Source organism: Streptomyces sp. NPDC033165, assembly GCF_055577965.1.
In genome coordinates this window covers 334,950-359,397 of sequence record NZ_JBVIPK010000001.1, presented here as the reverse complement: position 1 = coordinate 359,397, position 24,448 = coordinate 334,950, and the positions used below count along the sequence as shown (strand labels likewise).

Annotated in this window: 20 protein-coding genes; 8 read left to right on the top strand and 12 right to left on the bottom strand. The window is 72.3% G+C overall.

Annotated features, from left to right (window positions below; all coding sequences use genetic code 11):
* Positions 1–8 precede the first annotated feature (8 nt).
* The 3 genes from lpdA to ACZ5WC_RS01650 all read right to left on the bottom strand — a co-directional run bounded on the left by lpdA (position 9) and on the right by ACZ5WC_RS01650 (position 4,279).
* Positions 9–1,397: a dihydrolipoyl dehydrogenase gene (gene lpdA, locus ACZ5WC_RS01660; RefSeq protein ID WP_468538886.1), complete on the bottom strand. Its 1,389-nt coding sequence runs from the start codon at positions 1,395–1,397 to the stop codon at positions 9–11.
* Between the two features lie 347 nt (positions 1,398–1,744).
* Positions 1,745–3,304: a leucyl aminopeptidase gene (locus tag ACZ5WC_RS01655; protein ID WP_468538884.1), complete on the bottom strand. Its 1,560-nt coding sequence runs from the start codon at positions 3,302–3,304 to the stop codon at positions 1,745–1,747.
* A 192-nt stretch (positions 3,305–3,496) separates the two neighbouring features.
* On the bottom strand, positions 3,497–4,279 hold the full coding sequence (locus ACZ5WC_RS01650) for an adenosylcobinamide-GDP ribazoletransferase (RefSeq protein ID WP_468538882.1): 783 nt from the start codon (positions 4,277–4,279) through the stop codon (positions 3,497–3,499).
* Positions 4,280–4,367: 88 nt separating this feature from the next.
* Between ACZ5WC_RS01650 and ACZ5WC_RS01645 the strand changes: the two genes are divergently transcribed.
* Positions 4,368–5,132 (top strand): hypothetical protein, encoded by a 765-nt coding sequence (locus ACZ5WC_RS01645; RefSeq protein ID WP_468538880.1) that lies wholly within the window; start codon positions 4,368–4,370, stop codon positions 5,130–5,132.
* On the opposite strand, the gene ACZ5WC_RS01640 is transcribed toward ACZ5WC_RS01645, so the two are convergent.
* The 4 genes from ACZ5WC_RS01640 to ACZ5WC_RS01625 form a co-directional block, all read right to left on the bottom strand.
* The gene (locus tag ACZ5WC_RS01640; protein WP_468538878.1) at positions 5,072–5,797 is read right to left on the bottom strand and encodes a hypothetical protein; all 726 of its coding nucleotides are present in this window, start codon (positions 5,795–5,797) and stop codon (positions 5,072–5,074) included. The two genes, ACZ5WC_RS01645 and ACZ5WC_RS01640, sit on opposite strands and share 61 nt — an antisense overlap.
* Complete coding sequence (locus tag ACZ5WC_RS01635; protein ID WP_468538876.1) at positions 5,794–7,575, bottom strand: phosphatidylglycerol lysyltransferase domain-containing protein; 1,782 nt, start codon at positions 7,573–7,575, stop codon at positions 5,794–5,796. Before ACZ5WC_RS01635 ends, ACZ5WC_RS01640 begins: the two co-directional genes overlap by 4 nt.
* Before the next feature lie 122 nt (positions 7,576–7,697).
* Positions 7,698–8,822 carry a nicotinate-nucleotide--dimethylbenzimidazole phosphoribosyltransferase gene (gene cobT, locus ACZ5WC_RS01630; RefSeq protein WP_468538874.1) on the bottom strand — a complete coding sequence of 375 codons (1,125 nt, stop codon included), beginning with the start codon at positions 8,820–8,822 and terminating at the stop codon, positions 7,698–7,700.
* Positions 8,823–8,940: 118 nt separating this feature from the next.
* A complete protein-coding gene (locus tag ACZ5WC_RS01625) occupies positions 8,941–10,143 on the bottom strand; it encodes a bifunctional adenosylcobinamide kinase/adenosylcobinamide-phosphate guanylyltransferase (protein WP_468538872.1) in 1,203 nt (400 codons plus the stop codon).
* Positions 10,144–10,221: 78 nt separating this feature from the next.
* Here ACZ5WC_RS01625 and ACZ5WC_RS01620 point away from each other — a divergent pair, with 78 nt between their 5' ends.
* On the top strand, positions 10,222–10,431 hold the full coding sequence (locus ACZ5WC_RS01620) for a hypothetical protein (RefSeq protein WP_003969611.1): 210 nt from the start codon (positions 10,222–10,224) through the stop codon (positions 10,429–10,431).
* Positions 10,432–10,508: 77 nt separating this feature from the next.
* Here ACZ5WC_RS01620 and ACZ5WC_RS01615 read toward each other — a convergent pair whose 3' ends face one another.
* From ACZ5WC_RS01615 to ACZ5WC_RS01605, 3 genes are all read right to left on the bottom strand, one after another.
* Positions 10,509–11,597 carry a S1C family serine protease gene (locus ACZ5WC_RS01615; protein ID WP_468538870.1) on the bottom strand — a complete coding sequence of 363 codons (1,089 nt, stop codon included), beginning with the start codon at positions 11,595–11,597 and terminating at the stop codon, positions 10,509–10,511.
* Positions 11,598–11,688: 91 nt separating this feature from the next.
* Positions 11,689–12,351, bottom strand: coding sequence for a class I SAM-dependent methyltransferase (locus ACZ5WC_RS01610; protein ID WP_468539390.1), 663 nt, complete (start codon positions 12,349–12,351; stop codon positions 11,689–11,691).
* 128 nt (positions 12,352–12,479) lie between these two features.
* Entirely contained in the window at positions 12,480–13,079 is a 600-nt protein-coding gene (locus ACZ5WC_RS01605; RefSeq protein ID WP_468538868.1) for a DUF3043 domain-containing protein, read from the bottom strand.
* Between the two features lie 330 nt (positions 13,080–13,409).
* Here ACZ5WC_RS01605 and ACZ5WC_RS01600 point away from each other — a divergent pair, with 330 nt between their 5' ends.
* From ACZ5WC_RS01600 to ACZ5WC_RS01580, 5 genes are all read left to right on the top strand, one after another.
* Positions 13,410–14,192 carry a PspA/IM30 family protein gene (locus ACZ5WC_RS01600; protein WP_468538866.1) on the top strand — a complete coding sequence of 261 codons (783 nt, stop codon included), beginning with the start codon at positions 13,410–13,412 and terminating at the stop codon, positions 14,190–14,192.
* A gap of 10 nt (positions 14,193–14,202) precedes the next feature.
* On the top strand, positions 14,203–14,481 hold the full coding sequence (gene pspAA, locus ACZ5WC_RS01595; RefSeq protein WP_468538864.1) for a PspA-associated protein PspAA: 279 nt from the start codon (positions 14,203–14,205) through the stop codon (positions 14,479–14,481).
* Positions 14,482–14,616: 135 nt separating this feature from the next.
* Entirely contained in the window at positions 14,617–15,900 is a 1,284-nt protein-coding gene (locus tag ACZ5WC_RS01590) for a sensor histidine kinase (RefSeq protein ID WP_468538862.1), read from the top strand.
* Complete coding sequence (locus ACZ5WC_RS01585) at positions 15,897–16,622, top strand: response regulator (RefSeq protein ID WP_468538860.1); 726 nt, start codon at positions 15,897–15,899, stop codon at positions 16,620–16,622. The genes ACZ5WC_RS01590 and ACZ5WC_RS01585 overlap by 4 nt, the downstream gene beginning before the upstream one ends.
* 180 nt (positions 16,623–16,802) lie before the next feature.
* The gene (locus ACZ5WC_RS01580; protein ID WP_468538858.1) at positions 16,803–19,958 is read left to right on the top strand and encodes an efflux RND transporter permease subunit; all 3,156 of its coding nucleotides are present in this window, start codon (positions 16,803–16,805) and stop codon (positions 19,956–19,958) included.
* A 62-nt stretch (positions 19,959–20,020) separates the two neighbouring features.
* Here ACZ5WC_RS01580 and ACZ5WC_RS01575 read toward each other — a convergent pair whose 3' ends face one another.
* Together ACZ5WC_RS01575 and nadA are read right to left on the bottom strand one after the other, a co-directional pair.
* Positions 20,021–22,333, bottom strand: coding sequence for a tetratricopeptide repeat protein (locus tag ACZ5WC_RS01575; RefSeq protein WP_468538856.1), 2,313 nt, complete (start codon positions 22,331–22,333; stop codon positions 20,021–20,023).
* Between the two features lie 235 nt (positions 22,334–22,568).
* Positions 22,569–23,747 carry a quinolinate synthase NadA gene (gene nadA / locus ACZ5WC_RS01570; protein ID WP_468538854.1) on the bottom strand — a complete coding sequence of 393 codons (1,179 nt, stop codon included), beginning with the start codon at positions 23,745–23,747 and terminating at the stop codon, positions 22,569–22,571.
* A gap of 273 nt (positions 23,748–24,020) precedes the next feature.
* Here nadA and ACZ5WC_RS01565 point away from each other — a divergent pair, with 273 nt between their 5' ends.
* Entirely contained in the window at positions 24,021–24,377 is a 357-nt protein-coding gene (locus ACZ5WC_RS01565; protein WP_006123927.1) for an iron-sulfur cluster assembly accessory protein, read from the top strand.
* The last annotated feature ends 71 nt before the right edge of the window (positions 24,378–24,448 follow it).

Genomic DNA, 24,448 nt, shown 5'->3' with positions numbered 1-24,448 from the left:
CCGGGGGATCAGTCGTGGGCGTGGAGGGGCTTGCCCGCCAGCGCCAGGTGCGCTTCGCCCATCGCCTCGTTCTGCGTCGGGTGGGCGTGGATGAGCTGCGCGACCTCGGAGGGCAGCGCCTCCCAGTTGTAGATCAGCTGGGCTTCGCCGACCTGCTCGCCCATGCGGTCGCCCACCATGTGGACGCCGACCACGGCACCGTCCTTGACCTGGACGAGCTTGATCTCGCCCGCGGTCTTCAGGATCCGGCTCTTGCCGTTGCCCGCGAGGTTGTACTTGAGGACGACGACCTTGTCCGCGCCGTAGATCTCCTTGGCCTTGGCCTCGGTGATGCCCACGGAGGCGACCTCGGGGTGGCAGTACGTCACCTTCGGCACGCCGTCGTAGTCGACCGGGACGGTCTTGAGACCGGCCAGCCGCTCCGCCACCAGCATGCCCTCGGCGAAGCCGACGTGCGCGAGCTGGAGCGTCGGGACGAGGTCGCCGACGGCCGAGATCGTCGGGACGTTGGTCTGCATGTACTCGTCGACCAGGACATAGCCGCGGTCCATCGCGACGCCCTGCTCCTCGTAACCGAGGCCCTGCGAGACCGGGCCGCGGCCGATGGCGACGAGCAGCACCTCCGCCTCGAAGGTCTTGCCGTCGGCGAGCGTCACACGGACGCCGTCCTCGGTGTACTCGGCCTTGTCGAAGAAGGTGCCGAGGTTGAACTTGATGCCGCGCTTGCGGAACGCGCGCTCAAGAAGCTTGGAGCTGTTCTCGTCCTCGACCGGGACGAGGTGCTTGAGGCCCTCGACGATCGTGACCTCGGTGCCGAAGGACTTCCACGCCGAGGCGAACTCGACGCCGATGACGCCGCCGCCCAGCACGATCGCCGACTTCGGGACGCGGTCCAGCTTCAGCGCGTGGTCCGAGGAGATGATCCGGTTGCCGTCGATCTCCAGGCCCGGCAGCGACTTCGGCACGGAGCCGGTAGCCAGCAGCACGTGGCGGCCCTGGACGCGCTGGCCGTTCACGTCCACGGAGGTGGGGGAGGAGAGCCTGCCCTCACCCTCGATGTAGTGGACCTTGCGCGAGGCGACGAGACCCTGGAGACCCTTGTACAGGCCCGAGATCACGTCGTCCTTGTACTTGTTGACGGCCTCCATGTCGATGCCCTCGAAGGTGGCCTTCACGCCGAACTGGGCCGACTCGCGGGCCTGGTCCGCGATCTCGCCCGCGTGCAGCAGTGCCTTCGTGGGGATGCAGCCGTTGTGCAGGCAGGTGCCGCCGACCTTGCCCTTCTCGATCAGGGCGACGTCCAGGCCCAGCTGCGCTCCGCGCAGGGCCGCGGCGTACCCGCCACTGCCACCGCCGAGGATCACTAGGTCGAAAACGGTGCTGGCGTCGTTCGCCACGTCACGTCCTCCATGCATGTGCGCCGTACGCCGGGCCCCGTCGCTGGGGTGTGACCGGCCGGTCGGCTGGTGTTCGGCCGCTTTTGTCTTTCGGCCCTGTGGTGGGGGCCCTGTCCTGCCGAGAACCCATCTTCGCACTTGTCGACGGCGGGCGGGACGCGGGGCCCGGGTCCGGGACGGATGATCGTCCGTCCCGGAGGGTTACTGCTGCGTAGAGACCTACGGATTCCGCTGGTTTCGTCGAGAGCGAAACCCGCCCGGACCGCGTGCCGCTACCGGGGGCGACAACGCCTACGGCCCCGGAGCTATGCCCGGGGCCGTGAGCGTGTCCGGCGGAGGTGGGCCACTCAGCCCAGGTCGCCGTCGGCGGTGCGCTCGGCGAGGCGCACCAGGGTGCGGACCGCGGAGCCGGTGCCGCCCTTGGGCGTGTAGCCGTACGGAGCGCCCTCGTGGAACGCCGGACCGGCGATGTCCAGGTGGGCCCAGGCGATGCCCTCGCCCACGAACTCCTTCAGGAACAGACCGGCGACCAGGCCGCCGCCCATCCGCTCGCCCATGTTGGCCATGTCGGCGGTGGGGGAGTCCATGCCCTTGCGCAGGTCGGCGGGGAGCGGCATCGGCCAGGAGGCCTCGCCGACCTCCTCGGCGATCTCGTGGATCGACGTACGGAAGGCGTCGTCGTTGGCCATGATGCCGAAGGTGCGGTTGCCGAGCGCCAGCACCATCGCGCCGGTCAGGGTCGCCACGTCGACGATGGCGTCCGGCTTCTCCTCCGAGGCGCGGGTCAGCGCGTCGGCCAGGACGAGCCGGCCCTCGGCGTCGGTGTTGAGGACCTCGACGGTCTTGCCGCTGTACATGCGCAGCACGTCGCCGGGGCGGGTGGCGTTGCCGGAGGGCATGTTCTCGGCCAGCGCCAGCCAGCCGGTGACGTTGACCTTCAGGCCGAGGCGGGCGGCCGCGACGACGGCGGCGAACACGGCGGCCGCGCCGCTCATGTCGCACTTCATCGTCTCGTTGTGACCGGCCGGCTTGAGCGAGATGCCGCCCGAGTCGTAGGTGATGCCCTTGCCGACGAGGGCCAGGGTCTTCTCCGCCTTCGGGTGCGTGTAGGCGAGCTTCACCAGGCGCGGGCCGTTGGCGGAGCCCTGGCCGACGCCGAGGAGGCCGCCGTAGCCGCCCTTGACGAGCGCCTTCTCGTCGAGCACCTGCACCTTGATGCCGTGCTCCTTGCCCGCGGCGGTGGCCACGGCGGCGAAGGACTCGGGGTACAGGTCGTTCGGCGGGGTGTTGATGAGGTCGCGGGCCCGGTTGATCTCCTCGACCAGCGCGAGTGCGCGCTCGACGGCGGCCTTGAAGGCCTTGTCGCGCGGCTTGGCCCCGAGCAGGGCCACCTCGGCGAGCGGCTGCTTCGGGCCGTTCTCCTTGGCGGACTTCGCGGCCTTGGGGGCGAGCTTGTTCTCGCCGCCCTGGTAGGCGGTGAAGGCGTACGCGCCGAGCAGCGCGCCCTCGGCGACGGCGGCGGCGTCCTCGACCGAACCGGCGGGCAGCGCGAAACCGGCCTTCTTCGAACCGGACAGCGCACGGGCGGCGGTGCCCGCGGCGCGGCGCAGGGCCTCCGCGTCGTACGCGTCCTCCTTGTCCGGGACCGGACCGAGGCCGACCGCGACGACGACCGGGGCCTTGAGGCCGGGCGCGGCGGGCAGCTTGGTCAGTTCGCCCTCGGCACCGGTGGCGCCCAGGGTCGCGAGGACGTCGGCGAGCTTTCCGTCGAACGCCTTGTCCACGGCCTCGGCGCCGGGTGCGAGGACCGGACCCGACTTGGGCCCGGCGCCCTTGGCGACGCCGACGACGAGTGCGTCGGCGCGCAGCGTCGCCGCACCGGCAGTGCTGAGAGTGAGAGCAGTCACGGTGGTGAAATCTCGCTTCCGTTGAGTTCGGTTCGGCCGAGGGGTGGGCCGGCCGTGCCCGGCGCATCGTAGACGCCGCCGCGATGTGCCGGGAATGAGCCTACGCGCGCGATTCCTGCCGTGTGACGGCGGCGGGCCGTTCCGGACCGCCGAGGCGGTCGGCGCCGGTCGCCGCGACGAGCCGGCCCGCCGTCAGGGACCCAGCGTCAGCGCCACCAGGGCCGCCGTCGCCGCGCTCTCCTCGACGCCCCCGAAGACGTCCCCGGTGACCCCGCCGAACCGCCGCACGCAGTGCCGCAGCAGCAGTTCGGACACGGCCAGCGCACCCAGCACCGCGAGCGCGTGGTGCAGCGCACCGTACGGACCGAACGCCGCGCCCGCCGCCCCGCACAGCGCCACCGCGACCGCCGCCGCGAGCAGCGCCCACCGGACCGGGACCGTGGCGGCCACCGTCGCCCCGAGCCCCTCCGGCCGGGCCGCCGGGACGCCCTGCCGGGACGCCAGGGTCAGCGCGAGGCGGGCGGCGACGGCCGCCACGACGGCCCCGAGCGCCCCGTGCGCCCAGCCCTCCCCGTACAGCTCGAAGAGGACCGCGACCTGGGCCAGCAGGACCAGGAGGAGTGTGATGACACCGAACGGCCCAATGTCGGACTGCTTCATGATCCGCAGCGCGTCCTCGGCCGGTTTCCCGCTGCCGAGTCCGTCCGCCGTGTCCGCCAGTCCGTCCAGATGCAGCCCCCGGGTGAGGGCGGCGGGCACCGCGACGGAGGCGACCGCCGCGAGCAGCGGCCCCGATCCGGCCAGCAGTGACAGCGAACCGAGGGCGGCGGCGAGCAGTCCCACGACGAGCCCGGCGAGCGGGGCGCAGAGCATGCCCGAGCGGGCGGTCGCGTGGTCCCAGCGGGTCACGCGGACGGGCAGTACGGTCAGGGTGCCGAAGGCGAAACGCAGGCCATGGCTGTTCAGGGAGGTCACCGCGGGCAGGCTAGCCGCTCCCGCCCGCCGATAGATTGGCCGAAACGGTCACATGGCCGCAGAAGTGAACGCATCGGGAGTGGGTGGCATGGGTGACTGGTGGCACACCAACATCGTGGAACCGGGCAAGCTCCCCTTGCTTCTCGCGCTGGCCGCCTTCGTCCTGACCTTCGCGATCACCCGCAGTGTCACCCGGCTGATCCGCGCCGGGAAAGGCCCGTTCCGCAACATCACCCCGGGCGGGATGCACATTCACCATGTGGTGCCCGGTGTCGTGCTGAGCGTGATCGGCGGATTCGGGGCGGTGGCCGCGGGCCGGCACGGGGTGGCCGCGGGACTGTGCGCGATCATCTTCGGCGTGGGGGCGGGTCTGGTGCTGGACGAGTTCGCCCTGATCCTGCATCTGGACGACGTGTACTGGACCGAGGCGGGCCGTCAGAGCGTGGAGATGGTCGTGCTGACCGCCTCGCTGGTGCTGCTGGTCCTGGCGGGCTTCTCGCCGCTCGGCGTGGACGACGTGACCGATCAGGAGCAGCAGGGCCGGATCGGCGTCATCACCTCATACGTGATCAACTTCTGCTTCGTCCTGATCGCGCTGTTCAAGGGCAAGGCCCGGATGGCGGTGCTCGGCACCCTCGTCCCGTTCGTGGCCCTGGTCGGCGCGGTCCGCCTGGCCCGCCCCACCTCGCCCTGGGCCAGGCGGTTCTACCGCCACCGCCACCGCGCCCGTTCCAAGGCGGTGCTGCGGGCCTACCACCACGACGTGCGGTGGGCCGGGCCGCGCCGGAGGTTTCAGGACCTCATCGGCGGCGCCCCGGACCGGGTGCCGTCGCCGCCCGCGGGCAGGTCCTGAGCGGCCCGCCGCCGCCCGAGCCACTCCCGTACGCCGCACACCACCAGGACGGCGGCGATGGCGGCCAGATGCTCGCGGCCCGCCAGGTTGTCCTTGACCAGGACCTCCACCACCATCGCGACGATCACCAGTGCCCCGGTGAACCAGGCGCGTTGCTGATGGCAGACGTACACCGCGAGTCCCACGACCGCCGCCGAGGGGCCGGTGTCCACCACCTGCGCGTCCGATGCGGGCAGCCCGAGGAAGGCGTCCGGGCCGAGCGCGATGCCGATCCGGGCGTACAGCGTCCCGGCGAGCGTGGCCAGATACGCGACCGCGAGCATGCGCCACCGCCCCAGGCACACCTCCGCGATGCCGAACACCAGCAGGATCTGGGCCAGCGCGCCCCACACGGGCAGATCGAGCGCGGGCACGAACAGCGACAGCGGTGTGCGCAGCAGGGCCTGCCACACCGGGTCCTCGGCCCGCACCGCCCCCAGGTTCTGCACCGGGCGGTAGCCCCAGTCCTGGTTCTGGGCGACCTGGATCACCGCCGTCAGAGCCACCGCCGTCAGCGTCAGGGCGAGCGCCCGCACCCCGCAGTCGGTGATTCCCGTCCGTACGGTGGTGAAGAGCGGACCCCACTCGCGCAGCACCGCCCGGCGCGGGGCCGGGAGGCGGCTCACCTACGGGTGCCCAGGTGCGAGCGGTGCAGCCACTTCGGCAGCCCCGGCGCCTCCAGGAACCCCTCGGCGCGCCCCGCCGCGAGGGCGATCCGCGCCAGGTCGGCGCTCTTCTCGAACAACATGAAACGCGGCTCCCAGATCGGTCGGTACTTGGCGTTGGCCCGGTAGAGCGACTCGATCTGCCACCAGCGCGAGAAGAAGCTCAACAGCGAGCGCCACAGCCTCAGCACCGGTCCCGCGCCGAGCCGCGATCCCCTCTCGAAGACGGACCGGAACATCGCGAAGTTGAGCGAGACCTGAGTGATCCCGATCTCGCCCGAGCGCTGGAGCAGCTGGATGACCATGAACTCCATCAGCCCGTTCTCCGCGTCCCGGTCGCGGCGCATCAGGTCGAGGGAGAGGCCGTTGGGCCCCCACGGCACGAAGCTCAGGATCGCGCGCAGCTCACCGGGGGCCCCGGCCTCGCCCGCATCGCGGCACTCCAGCATCACGCACTGCCCGTCGGCCGGGTCGCCGAGCCGCCCGAGCGCCATGGAGAAGCCGCGCTCGGTCTCCCCGTCACGCCAGTCGTCGGCGCGCCGCACGAGGTCGGCCATCTCGTCCTCGGGGATGTCCGCGTGCCGCCGGATCGTCACCTCGTACCCGGCGCGCTTCACCCGGTTGTAGGCCTGGCGTACCGTACGCATCGCCCGCCCGTCGAGCGTGAACTCGGCGGTCTCCACGATCGCCTCGTCGCCCAGCTCCAGCGCGTCCAGGCCGTGCCGGGCGTAGACCGTGCCCGCCTCCTCGCTCGCGCCGGTCACGGCCGGAATCCAGCCGTGCTCCCGGGCCTCGGCCAGCCAGGGGGCGATCGCGCCCGGCCAGGCCTCCGGGTCGCCGATCGGATCACCGGATGCCAGGGAGACCCCGCCGACGACCCGGTAGACGACGGCGGCCTTCCGGGTCGGCGACCACACGGCGCTCTTCTCCCGGCGCAGCGCGAAGTAGCCGAGCGAGTCCCGGTCGCCGTGCTTGTCCAGCAGTACGCGGAGCCGCGCCTCGTCCTCGGGGGAGAGCGGGTCCACCGCGCGGCGCGAGCGGAACGCGGCGTAGACGACGGCGATCAGCAGCAGCGTGGACAGGATGTTGATGACGACGTTGACCCAGCCGGGTGTGGTGATCCCGGGGAAGCGGGAGTCGTCGGCCGCCACGGAGACGAGGCGCAGCGCCCCGTAGCGCCAGCGGTCCAGGAACGTGGAGCGGTACTCGTCGTGGGCGGTGTTGGTGACGGTCACCAGGGCCGTCGCGATGAGCGAGGCGGCCAGCAGCCCCGCCAAGGCCACCAGGGCCGCCAGCTTGGGGTTGGAGCGGTCGCCCTTGGCGTAGAACTCCCGCCGCCCGAGCAGCAGCGCGGCGACGAAGGCGGCCGTCAGCCCCAGCGAGACCCAGTTCTGCGCGTGCTGGCGGATCTCCGCGAAGAAGAACGCGAGGATCAGGAGCGCCAGCACCAGCCCGCCCAGGACCATGTTCACGATCCAGGCGGCCCGCTTGCGCCGCCGCATGGTGATCGCCAGGAACAGGGCGACCACCCCGGCGGAGAACCCCGCGCTGAGCAGGTAGGGCGTGAAGTAGTTCTCGGTGTTGTGCCGCCGCAGGTCCTGGCCGAGGCTGACCCAGACGGCGCTGAGGAAATTGATGAACGAGACGACGCGCAGATACCAGATGGCGAACGCCGCGCTCCGCCGGGACCGGGCGGTGCTGCGCCGGGCTGCCTCTTCGGCCGATCGAACCTCTCCCATGAGAGATGATCATATGGCGCATTACGGACATGGGGGTGGCGGGCGTGATCGGTGGGGGCTGCCCGCCCCACAGGTGTGAACGGTGGGACTGCCCGCCCCGACCTGCCCGCCCCGCCGTGGCCTCAGGTCGCGTCGAGCACCTTCACGTCGTCCTCGGAGGGGGCTTTCCCCGCCTCGGCCTCGGCCTCATCCTCGTCCTCGGTCGCCTCCGGCGTACGCTCCGGCAGTTCGGCGGCCAGCGCGGCCGCCGCCTGCACCAGCGGCAGGGCCAGCAGCGCGCCGCTGCCCTCGCCGACCGTCACCCCGTGGTCCAGCAGCGGGGTCAGCGCCATCCGGTCCAGCGCCTTCGTCTGCGCGGGCTCCCCGCTGACCTGACCGGCCAGCCACCAGTCCGGCGCCCGGAACGCCGCCCGCTGCGCCACCAGCGCACAGGCCGCCGAGACGACCCCGTCCAGGATCACCGGCATCCGGCGCACCGCGCTCTGCAACAGGAAGCCGGTCATCGCCGCCAGATCCGCGCCGCCCGACGTGGCCAGCAGCTCCAGCTGGTCGCCGAGCACCGGCCGGGCCCGGCGCAGCGCGTCCCGGATCGCCGCACACTTGCGCATCCAGGCCAGGTCGTCGATGCCCGCACCGCCGCGCCCGGTCACCACCGAGGCATCCGTCCCGCAGAGCGCCGCGATCAGCGTGGCCGCGGCCGTGGTCCCCCCGACACTGAGATCGCCGAGCACCACCAGATCGGTGCCGGAGTCCGCCTCCTCGTCGGCGATCGCCATGCCCAGCCGGACCGCCCGCTCGGCCTCCTCGACCGTCAGCGCGTCCTCGACGTCGATCCGCCCCGACCCCCGCCGCACCCGGTGCCGTACGACGGACTCGGGAAGCAGCTCCGGGTCGCAGTCGAGACCGGCGTCCACGATCCGCAGCGGAACGGAGAAGCGGCGGGCCAGCACCGAGACGGGGCTCGCACCGTCCAGTGCCGCCCGGACCAGCTCGTACGCGCTTCCCGCGGCCCGGCCCGAGACACCCAGCTCCGCCACTCCATGATCACCGGCGAAGAGCACCAGGCGCGGCTGCTCGACGGCCCTGACCGGCACGGACTGCTGCGCGGCGCTGAGCCACTCGCCCAGCTCGTCGAGTCGGCCGAGCGCCCCGGGGGGCACGATCAGCCGCTCACGCCGCTCCTCGGCATCGCGGCGCACACCCCCGTCGGGGCGTTCGATCAGGTCGGAGAAGTCGTCCAGGTTCACGGAGGTCTGCCTCGCGGGTCGTCGCGTCTGTTTCCGGTCCGGGAACCCGGCGGCGGGCCCCCGCCGGGAACAGTACCGGTCGGCCCGCGGAACCCGACCGGATACCGGTGACGCCCCCTCACCCCCGCAGCACCACCGCCTGCCCCGCCACCACCAGCAGCACTTCCTCGCACTCGGCCGCCACGGCCGCGTTCAGCCGCCCCAGCTCGTCCCGGAACCGCCGCCCCGCCGGGGTCGCCGGCACCACCCCCGCCCCCACCTCGTTGGTCACCAGCACCACCTGGCGCCGGGTCTCCCGCACCGCGCCCACCAGCTCCGCGACCCGCCCCCGCAACGCCTCCTCGCCGCCGTGCCGCCACCGCACGTCCTCCCAGGCGTCCACCCGGTCCATCGCGTCGGTCAGCCACAGGGACAGGCAGTCGACCAGCAGCGGCGGCCCGTCCGCCGCCAGCAGCTTCGCGACCTCACAGGTCTCCTCGGTCCGCCAGGCGCCCGGCCTGCGCTCCCGGTGCAGACCCACCCGGGCCGCCCATTCCGGGTCCCCGTCGCGGCGGCCGCCGGTCGCCACGTACACCACGTCCGGGAACGTCTCCAGCCGCCGTTCCGCCTCCAGCGACTTCCCCGACCGCGCGCCGCCCGTCACCAGCACCCGGCGCGGCACGTCCGGCACCGCGTGGTACTCGCCCACCACCAGCGTCGTCCCGTCCGGCACCGCCCGCGCCCCGGCCGACGCGAGCCGCCGCTCCAGCGCCGCGCCCGGCGGGGCGTCGTGGTCCAGATGGACCGCGATCACCTCGGTCGCCGGGCCCACCGCGCCCACCGACCGCAGCCGGGCCACCGCGTCGGGCCGCGCGACCACATCGCAGACGACCATGTCCAACGGCCGCTCCGCCCGCTCGGTCAGCCCCGAGGGCGCGGCCCCCGGCGGCAGGTACAGCAGCCGCTCGCCCTCCGGCGAGCTCACCTCGTACCCCGTCCCCGGCGCGTCCATCGCCACCGCCCGTACCCGGTGCCCGCTGATCAGCGTCAGCACCTGGCCGTCCGGCACCCGCCCGGCCGGCGGCAGGGCGGGCGGCAGCTCGACGGCGGGCCCGTCGTGCGGATGGGTCAGCAGCACCTGGCGCACCGTGCCCAGTGAATGCCCCGCCCGCGCGGCGGCGAACACCGCTCCGGGGGTGAGGTCGAGCAGCAGCGCGTCGTCGACCAGCAGCGCCGTCGCGGCCCGCGCCCACGGGCCGCGGGCCGAAGCGCAGGCCGCGCAGGGACAGGAGGGGCGCGGCAGCCCGTCGGGGGCTCCGGTGCCGAGCAGAGTCAGTTCCACACCTTGATCCTCCCGTGTCCCCCCGCGCGGCGCGCGCCCGGATAGGCTTCGGGCAGCAACGTGACCCAGGAGGCGGACATGGCGTGGACGTGGCGGTTCGAGAAGTCCGACGGTACGGAGACGGAGCCGGCGTTGCAGCCGGAGGAGTTCACCACCCAGGGCGACGCGGAGTCCTGGATCGGTGAGTTCTGGAAGGAACTGCTGGAGGGCGGTGCCGCCCAGGTGACGCTCTTCGAGGACTCGACCAAGATCTACGGCCCGATGAGCTTGCAGGCCGACGGCGCCTGACGCTCGGGAACGGAAGGGGGCGGGCTCCGCAGGACGTCCGGCGGAGCCCGCCCCCTTCCCTTCCTTGTCCTGACCGCTCAGATCTCCCCGAGCGTGACCTCCGCCGTCCTGCTGTCGCCCTCGCGCGTGTACGTCACCGTGACCTTCGCGCCCGGCCTCTCGGCCGCCAGCGCCTCGGAGAGCGAGGTGACCGTGGTGACCTCGCTGTCCCCGATCCTCGTGATGACGTCCCCGGCCCGCAGCCCCGCGTCGGCCGCCGCGCCGCCCCGGTCCACGCTGACCAGGGCCACCCCGGCGGGGCGGTAGTCGTCGTCGACGACCGTGCGGCCGGTGATGTTGAGCGCGGCCCGGCCCGAGTCGGTGACCCGGCCGTCCTTGATGATCTGGTCGGCGACCGTCCTCACCATCGAGACGGGGATCGCGAAGCCGATGCCGGGTGCCGCGCTGTCTCCCATCTGCGGATCCGTCGCCGCGAGGGTGGGGATGCCGATGACCTCGCTGCTGAGGTTGACCAGCGCCCCGCCGCTGTTGCCCGGGTTGATCGCCGCGGAGGTCTGCACCATGTTGGCGATCGTCGCCCCGGTGCCGCCGCCCGCCCGGCTCTCGCTCACCGTCCGGCCGAGCGCCGAGACGATGCCCTGGGTGACGCTGCTGGACAGGCCGAGCGGCGAGCCCATCGCCATCACGACCTGCCCCACCTCGACCTTCTCCGCGTCGCCGAACTTCGCGGGCTTCAGCCCGTCCGGCACCTCGTCGAGTTTGATCACGGCCAGGTCCTGGTCCGGATACGAGGAGACCAGGGAGGCGTTCAGCACCGTCTCCCCGGTGGCGACGCTGACCTTGAACTCCCTCTCGTCGCCGATCACATGGGCGTTGGTGACGATGTGACCCTTGCTGTCGTAGACGACCCCGGAACCGAGGCTGTCGGAGGCGTCGATCTGCACGACCGACGGCAGTACGTCGTTGATGACGGCCTGGTAGGCGCTCTCCAGGTCGTTGGAGGAGCGGACCGCCGCACCCTGGGCCGTCCCCGACGCACTGGCCTCCGGTGCGGGGGCGGCCGGACCCGCACCGGAACAGCCGCCCGCCAGGGCGATCGCGCAGAGGGCTGCCGACAGGGGCGGCAGCAGCCTGCCTGCCCGGCGGCGGGAAGGGGATGGGGGCATGTCCGGAGTGTCCATATCCGGAGTCTGGTCTCCCCGCCCGTTCGGGCGCCCGCACTGATGGGCCGAACGGGGCCCACCGCCGTACCACGAGCTACCCGCGCACCCCGCACAGGTGCAGCAGAGCCGCCACTCCCCGGTACGGGTCGGTGCGCCCGGCCCGGTCCTCCAGGGTCACGGCCCGCTCCAGCTCCTCGGCCGGGAGCTCCGCGTCGTCCGCCACGTCGTCCGTGAAGACCCGCACCCCGTACCAGGCGTGCAGCGGGGCGGCGATCCCGGCGAGCGTGGCCCGCAGGGCATCGAGCCGGTCGGCCCGGACCGGGCGGCCCAGGTGGTCGGTGTACGTGGCGGTGTCGAAGGCGGCCAGGGCCGCGCCGAAGTCACCGGCGAGCGCGGGGCGCATCGCGAGCGCGTCCGCGTTCCGTACGAGGAGGGAGAGCAGGCCGCCGGGCGCCAGCATCCGGGCGAGCCCGGCCAGCATGGGGTCCGGCTCCTCGACGTACATCAGGACGCCGTGGCACAGCACCACGTCGAAACTGCCGGGCAGGAAGTGCACGCCGGTGTCCCGGCCGTCGCCCTCGATCAGTCTGACCCGCTCCCGGATGCCCTCGGGCTCCGTCGACAGGGCCGTACGGGCCGCCCCGAGCAGCTCGGCGTCCGACTCCAGACCCGTCACCGAATGACCGGCCCGCGCAAGGCGCAGCGCCTGGGTGCCCCGGCCCGTACCGACGTCCAGGACGCGCAGCCGACGGCCCACCGGGAACCGCCCGGCTATCTGCTCGTCCAGCTGGCGCCCGACGAGCTCCTGGCGGACCGTGTCGCGCACGCCGCCGAAGCCGGCCGGGCCGACCGGGGAGACCCCGGTGACGTCGGAGGCCTCCGTGCTCAGGGCCGCTCTCCGCGCTTGACCTGCGGCTTCGGCAGCCGCAGTCGGCGCATCTGGAGCGTACGCATCAGGCCGTACGCCACGGCTCCGCGCTTCGGGGTGTCCGGGAAGCGCTTGCGCAGCTCCTTCTTCAGGCGCATGGTCAGACCGATCGAGTCGATCACGATCAGGATGATCACACCGATCCAGAGCAGCAGCGAGATGCTCTGGATGTTCTGCACCCGGATCACGCTGAGGATCAGGATGACCACGGCGAGCGGCAGGAACCACTCGGCGATGTGGAAGCGCGAGTCCACGTAATCGCGGACGAAGCGACGCACCGGGCCCTTGTCGCGGACCGGGAGGTAGCGCTCGTCGCCCGAGGCGAGCGCCTCGCGCTGCCTGGCCAGGTCGGCCCGGCGCGCCTCACGCTGGCGCTTCATGGCCGCCTTGCGGTCGGTCGGCGCGCTGGACGCGGCACGCCGGCGCTGCGTCTGGGCCTCACTGCGCTTGGGGGTGGGGCGACCCTTGGGAGCCTGCGGGTCGCGGGGCTGCTTGGAGAGGTCCGCCGTCACCTGATCGGTGGGGGCCTTCTCTGTCTTGGCGCGGCTACGGAACACAAAACCCAAGGGTACGGGGTCGGCGGGCGGGCCCGGGAACAAGGGCGGGAACGATCCGGCAACGGACCGCGTCCCCAGAAGTGTCCCGACGGGTGCAGAACCGGCGTTTACCGCCTGTTCAGCCGCTCGTCCGGCTTGTCCTCACCGGGCGCCCGGGGGCCCACCTACACCCTGGGCGGGAGTGTTCACCGGGTGTACTCGTCCTTGGGGAGGAGCACATCCGCGCCCGAACAGTGCGGTAATAGAGGCAGGGCCCGTACTGTGGGTTCTATCGGGAGTGCTGGAGCTCAGTCCGTCAGAAGGGGGCGCGCGAAGCCCATGAGCGGTGTCATGAAGCGTATGGGGATGATCTTCCGCGCGAAGGCAAACAAGGCCCTTGACCGGGCCGAGGATCCGCGCGAGACCCTCGATTACTCGTACCAGAAGCAGCTGGAGCTGCTTCAGAAGGTGCGTCGGGGCGTCGCCGATGTGGCGACGTCCCGCAAGCGCCTGGAGCTGCAGCTGAACCAGTTGCAGGGCCAGTCGTCCAAGCTGGAGGACCAGGGCCGCAAGGCGCTGGCGCTGGGCCGTGAGGACCTGGCCCGCGAGGCGCTGTCGCGCCGCGCCGCACTCCAGCAGCAGGTCACCGACCTGGAGACGCAGCACACCACGTTGCAGGGCGAGGAGGAGAAGCTCACCCTCGCCGCCCAGCGGCTCCAGGCCAAGGTCGACGCCTTCCGCACCAAGAAGGAGACCATCAAGGCCACCTACACGGCGGCGCAGGCCCAGACCCGGATCGGCGAGGCCTTCTCCGGCATCTCCGAGGAGATGGGCGACGTGGGCCTGGCGATCCAGCGGGCCGAGGACAAGACGCAGCAGCTCCAGGCGCGGGCCGGCGCCATCGACGAGCTGCTCGCCTCCGGCGCCCTGGACGACCCGACCGGCACCGCGAAGGACGACATCGCCGCCGAGCTGGACCGGCTCTCCGGTGGCAGCGACGTGGAGCTGGAGCTCCAGCGGATGAAGGCCGAGCTGGCGGGCGGTTCCTCGTCCTCGCAGCAGGCCATCGAGGGCGGCGCCCAGGACAGCACGCCGCAGTCGCAGCGGTCCCCGCACAAGTTCGACAAGCAGTAAGGGCAGCGTCATGATCGTACGGATCATGGGGGAGGGCCAGGTCAAACTGGCCGACAGTCACTTCGTCGAACTGAACGAGCTCGACGACGTCCTGCTCAAGGAGATGGAGAGCGGCGACAGCCCCGGCTTCCGCGCCACTCTCCACGCACTCCTGGACAAGGTGCGCGAGCTCGGTACGCCGCTGCCGGACGACTCCCTGGAGCCGTCCGAGCTGATCCTCCCGGCGCCCGACGCGACCCTCGAAGAGGTCCGCGACATGCTCAGCGACGACGGACTCATCCCCAACTGACCGCGCTGAAACCGCGCTGTCGACCAGCACCCCTGTGCCCCGCCCCCGGTCCGCCGGGTGCGGGGCGCTGTGCGTCCGGTCCCTCCCCGCGGAACGGTCCCGGCCGCCCGGCCCGGCCGCGTACCGTAGCTGGACGTGACCACCCTCTCGTCCGGCTTCGCGCGCGCCCGCCGCTGGCTCCGGGACCATCCCCTCGCGTTCGACGCGGCCCTGGCGTTCTGCACCCTCGTCGCGATGATCGGCAGTTCGTTCACCGCCCCGGGCGACCGTCACGGGCCGCCGTCCTTCGGGGCCCGCACCCCCGAGCTGTTCAGCGTGCTCCTGATGACGCTGACCGCCGCGGCCCTCGTCCTGCGCCGCCGCCGCCCGATGCAGGTACTCGCCGTCACCGCCGCGCTCTCGGCCGTCGAGTACGTCCTGATGGAACCGCCCGCACCGGTCGTCATGAGCACCGTCATCGCCCTCTACACCGTCGCCTCGCGCACCGACCGCCCGACCACCTGGAAGGTCGGGCTGCTGACGATGGGCGGGCTCACCGCGGCCGCGATGGTCTTCGGCTCGACGCCCTGGTACAGCCAGGAGAACTTCGGCGTCTTCGCCTGGACCGGGCTGGCCTCGGCCGCCGGGGACGCCGTACGCAGCAGGCGCGCCTTCGTCGACGCCATCCGGGAGCGCGCCGAACGGGCCGAGCGCACCCGCGAGGAGGAGGCCCGGCGCCGCGTCGCCGAGGAGCGGCTGCGCATCGCCCGCGACCTCCACGACGTCGTCGCCCACCACATCGCCCTGGTCAACGTGCAGGCCGGGGTCGCCGCCCACGTCATGGACAAGCGCCCCGACCAGGCCAAGGAGGCGCTCGCCCACGTCCGCGACGCCAGCCGCTCCGCGCTCAACGAACTGCGGGTCACCGTCGGACTGCTGCGCCAGCAGGGCGACCCGGCGGCGCCCACCGAACCGGCCCCCGGCCTCGCGGTCCTGGACGCGCTGGTGGACACCTTCCGCAACGCCGGGCTCCCCGTCGAGGTGGCCTGCGCCGCAGAGGGGACCCGGCTGCCCGCCGGTGTCGACCTGGCCGCCTACCGGGTCATCCAGGAGGCCCTGACCAACGTCCGCAAGCACGCGGGCGCCGGGGCCCGGGCCGAGGTCAGCGTCGTACGGGTCGGGGCCACCGCCGAGATCACCGTGCTCGACAACGGCCGCGGGAGCCGGGAGCGGACCACCGGCACCGGGGACGAGGGCCCGGACAGCGGCGGCCACGGCCTGGTCGGCATGCGTGAGCGCGTCACCGCCCTCGGTGGTGCCCTCACCGCGGGACCTCGCTACGGCGGCGGCTTCCGGGTCCATGCGATCCTGCCGGTCGAGGCCCGCGCGGGTGAACCGGAGCTCCCGGGCACGGCGGGCGGGACGGGGGTACGCCGATGACCCAGCCGATACCGGTGCCGTCGGCGGCACCGGACGTACCGATCAGGGTGCTGCTCGCGGACGACCAGGCGCTCCTGCGCAGCGCGTTCCGGGTGCTGGTGGACTCCGAGCCGGACATGGAGGTCGTCGGCGAGGCGGTGGACGGGGCGCAGGCGGTCGAGCTGGCCCGCACCACCGGCGCCCACGTGGTGCTCATGGACATCCGGATGCCGGGCACCGACGGGCTCGCCGCCACCCGCATGATCAGCGCGGACCCGGAGCTGTCCGGCGTACGGGTGGTCATGCTCACCACCTTCGAGGTCGACGAGTACGTGGTCCAGTCGCTGCGCGCCGGGGCCTCCGGGTTCCTCGGCAAGGGCGCCGAACCGGAGGAGCTGCTGAACGCCATCCGGATCGCCGCGGCGGGCGATGCGCTGCTCTCCCCGGCGGCGACCAAGGGGCTCATCGCCACGTTCCTGGCCCAGGGCGGGAGTCCGGAGGAGGGGCCCGACAGCGCGGAGTACGCCGAGCGGCTGGGCGCGCTCACCGGCCGCGAACGCGAGGTGCTGGTGCAGGTCGCGGGCGGCCACTCCAACGACGAGATCGCCGAACGCCTTGAGGTCAGCCCGCTCACGGTCAAGACCCATGTGAACCGGGCGATGGCGAAGGTCGGCGCCCGGGACCGGGCGCAATTGGTGGTCATCGCCTACGAATCGGGCCTGGTGCGCGCCCGGTCCGACTGACCGGGCGGGGACCGGGGTGTACGAGGGTGTACTCCACCTGCGGTATGCGCGGCATAAGAAAGCAGCCCGGAGGGCCGACGCCCGGGCGGCGCGAACCGGAGATCGTAGGGGTGGGCTCGGAGGCGTCCCCGTGTTTCCTCCCGCCCGCTTCCGCGTACGCCACAGAAGAGAGATGCACCCATGTCCTGGCTGTCCAGATTCAGCCTCGCGCAACGGGCCCTGATCGGGCTGGTCTCGATTGTCGCGCTCGTCTTCGGCGCGATAGCGATCCCGCAGCTCAAGCAGCAGCTGCTGCCCACCATCGAGCTGCCGATGGTGTCGGTGCTGGCGCCCTACCAGGGTGCGTCCCCCGATGTGGTCGAGAAGCAGGTCGTCGAGCCGCTGGAGAACTCCATCAAGGCGGTCGACGGCGTCGAGGGCATCACCTCGACCGCCAGCGAGGGCAACGCCCTGATCATGGCGACGTTCGACTTCGGCGACGAAGGCACCAAGCAGCTCGTCGCCGACATCCAGCAGGCGGTGAACCGGGCCCGCGCCCAGCTGCCCGCGACCGTCGACCCGCAGGTCGTCGCCGGTTCCACCGACGACATCCCGACCGTGGTCCTCGCGGTCACCGCCGACGAGGACCAGCAGGCGCTGGCCGACCGGCTCGACCGCACGGTCGTCCCGGCCCTCCAGGACATCGAGGGCGTCGGCCAGGTCACCGTGGACGGGGTGCAGGAGCTCCAGGTCTCCGTCGTACCGGACGACAAGAAGCTCGCGGCGGCCGGTCTGAACGCGGGCTCGCTGTCCCAGGCCCTTCAGGCGGGCGGCGCGACCCTCCCGGCCGGTTCCTTCTCCGAGGCGGGCAAGAGCCGCACCATCCAGGTCGGCGGTGGCTACACCTCCCTGAAGCAGATCGAGGACCTCCAGGTCGTCCCCCAGCCGCAGCCGGGTGCTTCGGAGGGTCCGGGCAAGCCGGTACGGATCGGTGACGTGGCGGAGGTGAAGCAGGAGCCGTCCACCGCGGTCTCCATCACCCGTACCAACGGCAGGCCGAGCCTCGCCGTGATGGCCACCATGGACAAGGACGGCAGCGCCGTCGCCATCTCGGACGCCGTCGAGGACAAGCTCCCCGAGCTCCGCGAGGACCTCGGCGCGGGCGCCGAGCTGACGGTCGTCTCCGACCAGGGCCCGGCCGTATCCAAGGCGATCTCCGGGCTGACCACCGAGGGTGCGCTCGGGCTGGTCTTCGCGGTCGTCGTGATCCTGGTCTTCCTCGCCTCGATCCGCTCGACGCTGGTCACCGCGGTCTCCATCCCGCTCTCCGTCGTCCTCGCGCTGATCGTGCTGTGGACCCGGGACCTGTCGCTGAACATGCTCACGCTCGGCGCGCTGACCATCGCCATCGGCCGGGTCGTCGACGACTCGATCGTGGTGCTGGAGAACATCAAGCGCCACCTCGGCTACGGCGAGGACCGCCACACGGCGATCATCACCGCGGTGAAGGAAGTGGCCGGAGCGGTCACCTCCGCCACCCTGACGACCGTCGCCGTGTTCCTGCCCATCGGTCTGGTCGGCGGCATGATCGGCCAGCTCTTCGGCTCCTTCTCGCTGACCGTCACCGCGGCCCTGCTGGCCTCGCTGCTGGTCTCGCTCACCGTGGTGCCGGTGCTGTCGTACTGGTTCCTGCGGGCTCCCAAGGGCACCCCTGAGGACGCCGCCGAGGCCCGCCGCCTCGCGGAGGAGAAGGAGGCCCGCAGCAGGCTCCAGCGGCTGTACGTCCCGATCCTGCGTTTCGCGACCCGCCGCCGGATCACCAGCGTCGTCATCGCCGTCGCGGTGCTCATCGGCACCTTCGGGATGCTCCCGCTGCTGAAGACGAACTTCTTCGACGCGGGCGAGCAGGAAGTCCTGACCGTCAAGCAGGAGCTGGCGCCCGGCACCAGCCTGGAGGCCGCCGACGAGGCCGCCCGCAAGGTGGAGAAGGTCCTTGACCAGGACAAGGGCGTCAAGGACTACCAGGTCACCGTCGGCTCCTCCGGCTTCATGGCGGCCTTCGGCGGCGGTACGGGCTCCAACCAGGCCTCCTACCAGGTCACCCTGAAGGACGCCGCGGACTACGAGAACGCCCAGGACCGCATCGACGAGGCCCTCGGCAGGCTCGACGGCATCGGCGACACCTCCATCGCCGCGGGCGACGGCTTCGGCGCCCAGGACCTGAGCGTCGTGGTCAAGGCCGCCGACGCGGACACCCTCAAGAAGGCGGCCGACACCGTCCGCACCGAGGTCGCCACCATCAAGGACGTCACCGACGTCCAGAGCGACCTGTCGCAGAGCGTTCCGCGCATCTCCGTCACCGCCAACGACAAGGCGGCCGCCGCCGGATTCGACTCCACCGCACTGGGCGGGGTCGTCGCCGGAGCCGTACGCGGCACCCCGGCCGGCACCGCGACGCTGGACGACACCGAGCGCGACGTCGTCATCAGGTCCGCCCGCCCGGCCACCACCATGGCCGAGCTCAAGGCCCTGCCGCTCGGCCCTGTGAAGCTCGGCGACATCGCCGAGGTGGAGCTCGTCCCCGGCCCGGTCTCCACGACCCGGATCGACGGCCAGCGCGCGGCGACCATCACCGCCAAGCCCGTCGGTGACAACACCGGCGCGGTCAGCGCCACGCTCGCCCAGAAGATCGACGCACTGGACCTCCCCGACGGCGCCACCGCCACCATCGGCGGCGTCACCGAGGACCAGAACGAGGCCTTCACGCAGCTCGGCCTCGCCATGCTGGCGGCCATCGCGATCGTGTTCATGCTGCTGGTGGCGACCTTCCGGTCGCTGATCCAGCCGCTGATCCTGCTGGTCTCCGTCCCGTTCGCGGCCACCGGAGCCATCGGCCTGCTGCTCGTCACCGGCACCCCGCTGGGCGTTCCCGCGATGATCGGCCTGCTGATGCTCATCGGCATTGTGGTCACCAACGCGATCGTGCTGATCGACCTGATCAACCAGTACCGTGCCCAGGGCCTGGGCATCGTGGAAGCCGTCATCGAGGGCGGCCGCCACCGCTTCCGCCCGATCCTGATGACGGCCCTGGCCACGATCTTCGCCCTGCTCCCGATGGCGCTCGGCGTCACCGGCGACGGCGGTTTCATCTCGCAGCCGCTGGGCGTCGTGGTGATCGGCGGTCTGATCAGCTCCACGCTGCTGACCCTGCTGCTCGTCCCGACGCTGTACGCGATGGTCGAGCTGCGCAAGGAGCGCCGCGCCGGGAAGAAGGCCGCCAAGCGCGCCGCGAAGGCGGGCGTACCGGACCGGGCCGAGCCGGAGGAGGCCAAGGAGACACAGCCCTCGGGCGTGTAGCCGCCTGCTGTACCGGAACAGGGGCCTGTCCCGCGCGCCCGCGTGGGGCAGGCCCCTGTGCGTCAGGCCTCGCCGCCCAGTGCCCCGATGATCCGGCGCCAGATCTCCCCGTGCGGTCCGGGGTGGCGGACGCTCAGGGCGACGGTCTCCTTCACCAGCCGGGCGCGGGTCTCCTCGTCGGCCCTGTGCAGGAGCGCGGCCAGGTCGTCCGGGTCGAACCCCGAGGTCTCTCCCGAGAGCACCAGGGCCACCTGGGCATGGGTGAGCGAGGAGAGCCGGTCGCGGAAGACCTGGCCCTCGATGCCCCCGGCGTGCATCAGCGCGGTGCCGTCCCCGGCTTCCAACGCCCGCTCCACGTAGGCCTGGAGGGCGTCGCGGTCCTCCACCAGGCGGTACGCGGCGTCCAGGCCCTCGGTGCGGCCGATGTCGAGCATCGCGACGTGGGCCAGCGGGGTGGCGCCGGGCGGCTGCACGTCCAGGAGGCGCGGGTGCTCCTCCAGATAGGCCCGTGACTCCGTCCAGTCCGCGCACTCCAGCCACTGGGCCAGTTGCTCCGAAAGGATCAGCGGATCGTAGGCGGCGGTCACCCCGTGGGTGAGGACGGACTCGCGGAGCAGGGCGTGCCGCTGGGCGCCGAGCGGGTCCAGGACCGCCAGCTCGTCGAGGGCGGTCGCCGCCTGCCCGCTGCCGAGAACACCGGCGTTCCGCGACCAGAAATCGCGGGAGCGGGGCCAGTCGGGCGCGAACATCCAGGCGCTGACGAGGTCCAGGGTCTTCGCCGGCAGGGCCAGCCAGTCCGGCACGGGCGTGAAGGTCTCCTCCTCCCACGCCGCGTGCACCGCGGCGCTGTCGCCGTACGCGCGCAGCGCCTGCCTCGCCCGTACGGTCACGGTGTCCGCGCTCCCGTTCCGCTCCCCGTCCTCGTCGAGCCACCGCACCAGCTCGCCCACCCCGGTCGCGGGCCAGGGGTCCGGGCAGCGCAGCAGGAAGGCGCTCCGTTCGACGCCCAGGCGCCGGGCGGCCGCCGGGTCGGCCGCGGTGAACTCCTTGACCGTTTCCCCGAATTCCTCGATCGCCGCCGCGTGTTCGCCGGTGCGGGCGAGCGCCCGGGTCAGGTCGTCCAGCGCGGAGACCAGGGCGGTGACCGGGGCGTCTCGGCCGCCGGGGCTCTCCAGCGCCAGGGACCGGTGGAGAGCCACCGACTCCCAGAACGCTTCCACCGCCCCCTCCGCGTCACCGTTCGCCTCCAGGTGCGTGCCGAGCAGCTGGAGCGAGCGGGCCAGTTCCGGCAGGACGTCCTCGCCCTGTTCTCGCAGCAGGCCGACGGCCTCCCGCGCCGGGGCCGACGCCTGCGCGGGGCCACCGGTGCCGGCCAGGCTCCGGGCGAGGGTACGGAGAGCGGCGGCCAGGGCCGGGCGGAAGGCCTCAGGGTGCTGCCCGGCGGGCTCGCGGAGCAGGGCCACCGCCTCCTCCGCGGCCCGCAGGCCCGCCGCCGGGTCTCCGGCCCTGTTGAGGTGACCGGCCAGGCCGTCGAGTGCCGTGGCCAGCTCCGGGCGGAAGACATCCGGCCGCCGGTCGGCGAGTTCACGGAAGCAGTCGCCCGCCTCCCGGGCCGCGTCGACCGCGCCGGAGAGGTCGCTCACGGCCGCGCGGTGGTCGCCGAGGGCGTGCAGAGCGGCGGCGAGCCGAGGCAGGAAGGCCTCCGCCTCCTCCTCGGCGAGGCGCCGGAGGAGGCCGACCGCCTCCTCGGCCCGGGGCACGGCCTCCACCGGCTCCCCGGCGCCCGCCAGATGCGCGGCGCAGCCCAGCAGGTACGCCGCGAGTGCCGGAACGGACGCGCCCGGCCGCTCCTCCTCGATCAGCTCGCGCTGGAGCCGTACGGACTGCTTCGCGAACGGCACGGCGGCCGCCCGGTCCCCGGTGTCGGCGATCCGGTCGCCCAAGGCGCCCATGGCCAGGGCCAGCTCCGCCTGGAAGTCCCCCGGGCGCTTCATACCGAGCTCGGCGTAGATCTGCGCGGCCTCCTGCGCCGGGGGCAGGGCGCCGGCGCGGTCCCCGGTGGCGCGGACCCGGTCCGACAGCCGGTGCAGGGCCCCGGCCAGGGCGGGCAGGAAGTCGCCCGGCTCCTCCGCGTCGAGCGCCCGGTAGATCTCCACCTCCTCCTCCGCCGCGGCCAGGGCCCCTTCACGGTCCCCGGCACCGGACCTCAGCACGGAGAGGCCGTCCAGCATCGCGGCGAGCGCGAGCCGCGCCGCAGGGGCGCTCTCGGCGAGGCTGCGGCAGCCCCGTACGGTCTCCTCCGCACGCGGCAGCGCGCCGGTGTCCGTCTCACCCGCGCCACCCGCGATGTCCGCCCCGTGGTCCTCGTAGCTCATACCCGCCCCACCGTCTCGCTGCTCGTCGCCTGTCGTCCCCGTCGTTCCGCGGCCGTGCCGGAGAGCGGCCGACTGCGGTGAGTAGCAGCGTAGTTACGCAAAGGGTGGGGCGGGTGCCGTACGGGCGAAGTGGCCCGATCCGGGGCCCAGGGGCCGCCGCGGGGGGCGTCCCGGCGCAGACGAAGGGCCCGGCCCGCCGTCACGACGGCGAACCGGGCCCCTCATCGCTCACCCGCTACGGCAGCGCCAGCATCCGCTCCAGCGCGAGCTTGGCGTACTTCTCGGTCTCCGGGTCGACCTCGATCCGGTTGACCAGCTTGCCGTCGGCCAGCGACTCCAGGGTCCAGACCAGGTGCGGCAGGTCGATGCGGTTCATCGTCGAGCAGAAGCAGACCGTCTTGTCGAGGAAGACGATCTCCTTGTCCTCGGAAGCGAAACGATTCGCCAGGCGGCGGACCAGGTTCAGCTCCGTGCCGATCGCCCACTTCGAGCCGCGCGGGGCTGCCTCCAGGGCCTTGATGATGTACTCCGTCGAGCCGACGTAGTCCGCGGCGGCGACGACCTCGTGCTTGCACTCGGGGTGAACCAGCACGTTGACCCCGGGGATCCGGGCCCGGACGTCCTCGACCGACTCGACCGAGAAGCGGCCGTGGACCGAGCAGTGGCCGCGCCACAGGATCATCTTCGCGTCCCGCAGCTGCTCGGCGGTGAGGCCGCCGTTGGGCTTGTGCGGGTTGTAGACGACGCAGTCCGTGAGGCTCATCCCCATATCCCGCACGGCCGTGTTGCGGCCCAGGTGCTGGTCCGGGAGAAAGAGGATCTTCTCGCCCTGCTCGAAGGCCCACTCCAGGGCCCGCTTCGCGTTCGAGGACGTACAGATCGTGCCGCCGTGCCGGCCGGTGAAGGCCTTGATGTCCGCGGAGGAGTTCATGTACGAGACGGGCACGACCTGGTCGGCGATCCCGGCCTCGGTCAGCACGTCCCAGCACTCCGCGACCTGCTCGGCGGTGGCCATGTCGGCCATCGAGCAGCCCGCCGCCAGGTCCGGCAGCACGACCGCCTGGGCGTCGGTGGTCAGGATGTCCGCCGACTCGGCCATGAAGTGCACACCGCAGAAGACGATGTACTCCGCCTCCGGGCGCGCGGCCGCGTCGCGGGCCAGCTTGAACGAGTCGCCGGTGACGTCCGCGAACTGGATGACCTCGTCGCGCTGGTAGTGGTGGCCGAGGACGAACACCTTGTCCCCGAGCTTCTCCTTCGCGACGCGGGCGCGCTCCACCAGGTCCGGGTCGGAGGGGGAGGGGAGGTCGCCGGGGCATTCGACGCCGCGCTCGCTCCTCGGGTCGGCCTCACGGCCGAGCAGCAGCAGCGCGAGCGGTGTCGGCTGTACGTCCAGGGGCTGGGCCGTGGTCACGTCACGCACCCTTTCTAGTCTGCGAACTCAGTGAACTCCGCGAACTTCTGCGAAGAGCTTCGGCGAACTCCGCCTTTTCGTCTATTTGACGCTATCTATGATAGCCGCTTCGTGTCACTTTGACGATGCCGATAGCGTCGATGTGACGCATCCCCCGGGCGACCGGGTGTGCGAGCATGAAAAGGAACAGACAAGCGCTTGGCCCGGAATGAATCCGCGGGTCTGGCGGTTGAACCGTCGGCAAGCAGTCCGTACAACCCGGGAGAGAAGCAGATGTCCGTATCGGACGAGACCACCACCGTGAGCGACGGCATCCTCCTGTCCGACGCCGCCGCCGCCAAGGTCAAGGCCCTGCTGGAGCAGGAGGGCCGCGAGGACCTGGCGCTGCGCGTCGCCGTCCAGCCCGGCGGTTGCTCGGGCCTGCGCTACCAGCTCTTCTTCGACGAGCGCTCGCTCGACGGCGACGTCGTGAAGGACTTCGACGGTGTGAAGGTCGTCACCGACCGGATGAGCGCCCCGTACCTGGGCGGCGCCTCCATCGACTTCGTCGACACGATCGAGAAGCAGGGCTTCACGATCGACAACCCCAACGCCACCGGCTCCTGCGCCTGCGGCGACTCGTTCAGCTAGACGCCGCGCACCGGCACACGAGGGCGGCCCCGGGATTCCTCCCGGGGCCGCCCTCGTACGTCCGCGTCCCG